Source organism: Candidatus Methylomirabilota bacterium, from assembly GCA_036001065.1.
Classification (GTDB): Bacteria; Methylomirabilota; Methylomirabilia; order Rokubacteriales; family CSP1-6; genus MNEF01.
The window spans coordinates 1-5,979 of record DASYUQ010000172.1 but is presented as its reverse complement, the minus strand read 5'-3'; the positions used below and the strand labels follow the sequence as shown (position 1 = coordinate 5,979).

Genomic DNA, 5,979 nt, shown 5'->3' with positions numbered 1-5,979 from the left:
GGGGCGTTATGGAACCGTCTGAGACGCGTGAGCGACTCGCAAGGTGGCGCGAGATTGTGCTAATGTCCGCCTACTTTGGGTGGTGATGAGCCGGCTCACCCTGAAGCTCCTGGGAGGTTTCGAGGTCCAGGCGGGCCTCGGGGAACTGCTCGCCGTCCCGACCAGGAAGGCGCAGGCCCTCCTGGCCTACCTCGCCCTCACCCCGGGCCAGGTCCACCCCCGGGACAAGCTCGCAGCCCTGCTCTGGCCTGACACCTCGCCGGCCTCAGCGCGGAACGGCCTCCGCCAGACGCTCTTCGTCCTCCGCAAGGCGCTCGGCCCCGCCGAGCGCGCCCCTCTCGTCATGACCGGCGACGCGGTCTCCCTCGCCCCCGACGCCGTGCAGACCGACGTGGCGGCGTTCGAGCAGGCTGTCAGCAAGGCGACGCCGGCCTCGATCGAGCAGGTGGCCAGCCTCTACCGCGGCGATCTCCTGGCCGGTCTCGGCGTCGTCGCACCGACCTTCGAGGACTGGCTCATGAGCGAGCGCGAGCGGCTGCGCGAGCTCGCCCTCGAGGCCTTCGCCCGGCTGCTCGCCCATCAACGGGCAGCCGGAGCCACCGCCCCCGCCATCCAGTCGGCGCTGCGGCTCCTCGCCCTCGATCCGCTCCAGGAGGCCGTGCACCGCACGCTCATGCGCCTTTATGTCCAGCTCGGCAGGCGCGACGCCGCGCTGCGTCAGTACCAGGAGTGCGTCGAGGTCCTCCGCCGGGAGCTGGCCGTCGAGCCGGAGGCCGAGACCAAGGAGCTGTACACGGAGATCCTGCGCCAGCGTCCCCTGCGCGAGCCGGTGACGTCCATCGCGATCGGCCCGACCGACGCACCCCTCGTCGGGCGCGGGGTCGAACTGGCGCGGCTGCACGAGGCTCTCGCCGAGGCGTGGACGGGACGCGGCCGCGTCGTCGCCGTCGTCGGTGAAGCGGGCATCGGCAAGAGCCGGTTGCTGGCTGAGCTGGCCGCCGAGGCCGCCCGCCGCGGCGGCGCGATCCTGCTCGGGCGCGCCTACGAGAGCGAGCAGATCCTGCCCTTCGGGCCCTGGGTCAGCGCCCTGCGGGACGGCGGCGTCTTGACTGATCCTCAACTCCTGGACGGCCTGGAGGGCGCCTGGCGCGCGGAGCTGGCGCGCCTCTTGCCCGAGCTTGCCGGCACCGGCCGGCCGCTGGAGACGGGTCCCCCCGACCAGCTGCGCCTCTTCGAGGCTCTGGCCCACCTGCTCCGGCGCATCGCGCTTGATCGACCGCTCGTGGTCTTGCTGGAGGACTGCCACTGGGCCGACGACCTGACGCTCCGCTTTCTCGCGTTCTGCGCGCGCCGGCTCCACTCGGCACCGATCTTGTTGGCGGCCAGCGTTCGGGAGGAGGAGCTGCTTGCCGACTCGACCCTCCATCGCACGCTCGAAGAGCTCGCCAGTGACGACCGGCTTTCCCGTGTGACCTTGAGCCGCCTCGGACGCGACCAGACGCTGGCGCTGGTGCGCGTGCTGGCGCGGCCGAACACCGCAGCCGCCCTCCTGACCCAGCAGGGTGACGAGATCTGGGGAGCCAGCGAGGGCAATCCGTTCATCGTGCTCGAGACCATGCGGGCAATCAGCCAAGGCGTCGCCATCCCCGGTCCAGGGAGGCTGCCACTCCCGGCTCGCGTCCGGGACATGATCGCCCGGAGGCTCGACCGGCTCAGCGACCGCGGCCAGGAGCTCGTCCAGGTCGCGGCGGTGATCGAACGCGAGTTCGAGTTCGCGCTGTTGCACCAGGCCTCCGGGCTCGATGAGCGACGCGCGGCCCAGGGGGTCGAGGAGCTCGTCCGCCGGCGTGTGTTGCGAGCGGCAGGGGAGCGCTTCGGTCTCATGCACGAGAGCGTTCGCGAGGTGGTCTGGGATCGGTTGTTGCCGCCACGACGGAGGCTGCTCCACCATCAGGTCGCCTCGGCGCTGGAAGGCCTCCACGGCGCCGACGTCGAGCCGTACTACGCCGCGCTGGCGACCCACTACGTGCAGGCCGAGGTGTGGCCCAAGGCCGTCCGCTACCTGGCCGGGGTCGCGGACCAGGCCGCGCGCAGCCATGCCCTGGAGGAGGCCGTGGCCGCCCGCCGGGCGGCGCTGGCCCACGCCGTCAACCTCCCCGAAGACGGCCGGGACGCCCTCATCGTGGACCTCGTGCTGCGCCAGGCCGCGTCGCTGAGCTTCCTGGGCAGGCTGCCCGAGAGCCTCGACCTCCTCATGCAGCACCGAGAGCGCGCCACCCGCCTGGCCGATTCAGCCCTCGCCGCCCGCTACCACTTCCGGGTCGGATATGTCCTGAGCTTCGTCGGCGACCACCACCGGGCCCTGGCCAGCCTCGAGCGCGCTCTGGACGAGGCGACGCGCGCCGGCGACGTGGCCCTCCAGGGCATGGCGCACTGCATGCTCGCGATCGAGGCCGCCTGGGCGGGACAGTATGCGCGTGGCGTGGACCAGGCCCAGCGGGCGATTACGCTGCTCGAGAGCCCGGCCGATCCGCGGTGGCTGGCGACCTCGTACTTCCATCTGGGCATCAACTGGTACCACGCCGGGGAGTTCGCCCGGGTGCTGGAGGCCGAAGGCCGAGCCTCGGCCATTGCCGAGACGCTCGGCGACCCGCGGCTCCAGAGCTGCGCGGCCTGGATGACCGGGATCGCCCACGGCATGCGCGGAGACTGGGGCGAAGGCCTCCGGGCCTGCGAGGGCGCCCTGGAGGTGGCGCCCGACCCGCTCAACCGCGCCGTCGCCCGCGCGTTCCTCGGCTACCTGTGGCTGGAGAAGGGGGATCCGGGGCGCGCGATCCCGCTGCTGGAGGAGTCAGTGCGCGAGCTGGCCCGCTTCGGGTTCCGCCAGTTCCACGGGCTCTTCACGGCCATCCTCGGCGAGGCCGAGCGCAGCGCCGGCCGGCTCGAGAAGGCGCGGGCGCTCGGCGAGCAAGGCCTCGCGCTCTCGCGCGACGCGGGATACCCGCACAGCCTCGGATACGCTGAGGGAAGCCTCGGCCGGACCGCGCTGGCGGCGGGGCCGCTCAGCGATGCCGCCAGCCACCTTCAACGGGCCCTCGAAATCTTCAGCGTGAGCGGCGCACGCTTCGAAGCCGCGCGCACGCGGCTCGACCTTGCCCATCTCGCGCACGCGCGCGGCGAGCTCTGCTCGGCCATCGCCCAGGCGTCCCAGGCGCGCCAGGAGTTCACCACCCTGAACGCCGCCGTGTGCATTGGCCGCGCCGAGGAGCTGCTCCGCCGCCTGGGCGAGCCCCCCGCCGAGTAGCCCGCTCGCTCAGCCGCGCCGCCCCCCCCAGCGCCGAGCCGGCGGAACGTCGAGATTCAGCGCTTGCCCGCTTCTCGTCGCAGCAGTTCGGCCACAACCTCACCGCGGTCGGTGACGCGGCCTCCTGGAGCCCGAACGGGACGATGGGGCGGGAGGGTCTGCGGGGACCTTCCCGCCCCACGCTCGACAGGCCTGCGCCTATCTCGGCGTCACGGTCAGGGACGCGGAGGTTCGTCTCGACCGGCGTCCCGTTCACCAGGGTCGTGGCGGTGATCGAATAGGTGCCCGGGCACGCCGCGCGCGGAACCCGGAACGGGAACGACACGCTCCGCACCGTACCCGGTGCCAGCGTGAACGGCGGGATCGTGAACATCACGGACCTCGGGCTAGCGCAGGCGCTGGGCACGGGTCCCGCGAGCGTGAACCTGACGACGACCGTTTGCGCGGTGCTGGCACAGGATCTCACCCTTGCGCTGACCCTCGTCAGCCCGCCCTGAGGAACCGTCGCGGGGTCCAGCGCGACCGAAACGTAGTGGCACGCCGCCGCCTGGACCTGGTAGCTGACCGACTGAGAGGTGGCGTTGCCGGCCAGGTCGACGGCCTGATACGCGGTCCGGCACTTCGGCATGCTCCAGCCGCCCTCGATCCACTCCCGCATCCGGTTGGTGGGATCGCTGGTCGAGCTCGGCCGATTCGCCGAGGCGCGCGAGGTGGCCGAGTGCGCGCTGGAAATAGCGCGGACACTTGATCACCCGCGCGCCCGCAGCTTCGCTGCCGCCACGCTCGGCTACCTGGAGCTCAAGATGGGAAAGCCCGACGTCGCGATCGCGCTGCTGCGGCCCGCGCTTGAGGCCATCCACGATCTCGACGCCGCGCTGTGGTTCCCCCACATCGCCGCGAGCCTCGGCTACGCCTATGCGCTGACGGGGCGAACCGGTCCCACCGTCCAGGCCCGCGCGCCGGGCGAAGGCGCGCATCTGGGGAGCGCGCGACGCGTTCTCCCAGCAGGCACGAGTCGGCACGATCGGCTCTTCCGCCGGAACGGGTGTGCGTCGCCGCGCGAAGGTCCGGCGCAGCGCCTCCACCAGGGTCGCCCGGTAGAACTCGAAGCGGCTCGCCAGATGATGCAGGTCGAAGAAGTCCTTGATCCGGCTGTTGCGGTCGCCGAGCACGACGATAGCTCCGCCGGCGAGGGATACCGTGCGCCTCGAGGTCGGCCGGCCTGACGACCCCGAGCCGGCGGATGACCCGGAGAGTCTGGCGCTCGGCATTGGACGCCATGACACGGGTAGGATGCAAAGTGTCGGGGGTTATGCGCAACCCCCAACGTTATGAATGCGTCTCGGTCGAGACACTTACCGCCCGCCCGTGACCTCCGCCAGCATCTGGAGTGATGTCCTGCTCGATGCGGCGGCCCGCGGAGGCCGTTTCCGGGCGTGGCGGGCCGATCACACGAGGCGGAATAACCCGCTTCGCCTGAGCGCCCGATCGAAGGTGGCGGTCTCCGAGCAGCCGGCCTGGCGGTTACGCCACCCAATGAGGTAGTCGGAGAAGTCTCCGGGGCCGTGGCGGTAGTCGGCAAGCGCACGCCGCGCCAGGTCCCTGTCCTCGATCACGAACTGCGCCGTGTCGAGGATCTTCTCCAGGGTCGTGACCACCGTGTCTCGATCGACACCGTATGCGTCGCGAAGAACCCAGACCAGCTCACACAGCACGATGGTATTGACCGCGCACCGATCACCCCGTCGAGTCGCCTCGGCGATGACGGCGTTGGCGCGACGGGACTGGGCCGGGTCGTCCTGGGTCAGATACCGGGCCAAGATGTTGGTGTCCAGCCCGATCACGACCGCTTGCCGTGGCTCCGGACGATCGCCGCCTCCATTTGCGCCAGGGTGACCGGCCTCCGGCCGGCTCGGTGCAGGAGGCCCTTCAGTTCGTCGACGCCGACGGTGCCGGGCCGCACCAGGACCCGACCATCATCGGCGATCACGAAGTCGAGCTGGTCGCCGGCCTTCACCTTGAGAAAGTCCCGGATCCGTTTGGGAATGGTCACCTGGCCCTTGCTGGTGATGGTACTGGTCGGCATCTCCTTACCTCCGGCCGCAATCCTTACTTGTGGTAAGGATAACACAACGTCCCGACCGCCTCCGGCCGTCGACCGAGGGCGTGGACACCGCGGACCACCCGCCGCGAGCCAGCCTGCACCCTGCTCGGCCGCGCCACCTGACCCAACCTCAGCGATAGCTGCCGTCGCTGACCCCCGGGCGCGGATCGATGGGCAGCGCGATCTGCTGCATCTGGTGCAGGCTCAGCGCCGCCACGGCGCTGAACTGGCTGCACTCGACGATATCCGGGGGGACGTACTTGCCGAGCTCGTGGCAGTAGACGGCGACCTCGGCCCTGTCGCGGCGGCGATAGAGGTGCGCATGCTTGCAGCCGTCGCAGAGGCTGCGACCGCTCGGGCGCGCCTGCCGGTAGGGCTCGGCGACGCTGTATGGATCGAAATCCTCGAACTCGAATCGGACCATCGGATCCTCCTGAGATCCTTCCCTATCTCGTCATGGCGACCTCCTTCCTGGGTCTCTCGACATCCCTCGCTCCAGCCGGTGGTCGGCGGTGAAAAAAACTGGTGGGCAGGGACGGGATTGAACCGCCGACACCAGGATTTTCAGTCC

6 protein-coding genes are annotated in these 5,979 nt (G+C 70.7%); 3 read left to right on the top strand and 3 right to left on the bottom strand.

Going from position 1 to position 5,979, the window contains the following annotated elements; genetic code table 11:
* The first annotated feature begins 85 nt into the window (after positions 1-85).
* The 3 genes from VGV13_16855 to VGV13_16845 all read left to right on the top strand — a co-directional run bounded on the left by VGV13_16855 (position 86) and on the right by VGV13_16845 (position 4,530).
* Entirely contained in the window at positions 86-3,304 is a 3,219-nt protein-coding gene (locus VGV13_16855) for an AAA family ATPase (protein ID HEV8642760.1), read from the top strand.
* Positions 3,305-3,654: 350 nt separating this feature from the next.
* Positions 3,655-3,801: a hypothetical protein gene (locus VGV13_16850; protein ID HEV8642759.1), complete on the top strand. Its 147-nt coding sequence runs from the start codon at positions 3,655-3,657 to the stop codon at positions 3,799-3,801.
* Between the two features lie 129 nt (positions 3,802-3,930).
* Entirely contained in the window at positions 3,931-4,530 is a 600-nt protein-coding gene (locus VGV13_16845) for a tetratricopeptide repeat protein (protein HEV8642758.1), read from the top strand.
* Positions 4,531-4,752: 222 nt separating this feature from the next.
* Here the strand turns inward: VGV13_16845 and VGV13_16840 are convergent, their stop codons facing one another.
* The 3 genes from VGV13_16840 to VGV13_16830 form a co-directional block, all read right to left on the bottom strand.
* On the bottom strand, positions 4,753-5,148 hold the full coding sequence (locus tag VGV13_16840) for a type II toxin-antitoxin system VapC family toxin (protein ID HEV8642757.1): 396 nt from the start codon (positions 5,146-5,148) through the stop codon (positions 4,753-4,755).
* Complete coding sequence (locus VGV13_16835) at positions 5,145-5,390, bottom strand: AbrB/MazE/SpoVT family DNA-binding domain-containing protein (GenBank protein HEV8642756.1); 246 nt, start codon at positions 5,388-5,390, stop codon at positions 5,145-5,147. The genes VGV13_16840 and VGV13_16835 overlap by 4 nt, the downstream gene beginning before the upstream one ends.
* Positions 5,391-5,538: 148 nt before the next feature.
* Positions 5,539-5,832: a hypothetical protein gene (locus VGV13_16830; protein ID HEV8642755.1), complete on the bottom strand. Its 294-nt coding sequence runs from the start codon at positions 5,830-5,832 to the stop codon at positions 5,539-5,541.
* Positions 5,833-5,979: the final 147 nt, after the last annotated feature.

Coding starts and splice junctions, on each gene's coding strand:
- VGV13_16835 (HEV8642756.1), bottom strand. CDS start 5,390: ATGCCGACCAGTACCATCACCAGCAAGGGCCAGGTGACCATTCCCAAA.
- VGV13_16830 (HEV8642755.1), bottom strand. CDS start 5,832: ATGGTCCGATTCGAGTTCGAGGATTTCGATCCATACAGCGTCGCCGAG.
- VGV13_16845 (HEV8642758.1), top strand. CDS start 3,931: ATGCTCCAGCCGCCCTCGATCCACTCCCGCATCCGGTTGGTGGGATCG.
- VGV13_16855 (HEV8642760.1), top strand. CDS start 86: ATGAGCCGGCTCACCCTGAAGCTCCTGGGAGGTTTCGAGGTCCAGGCG.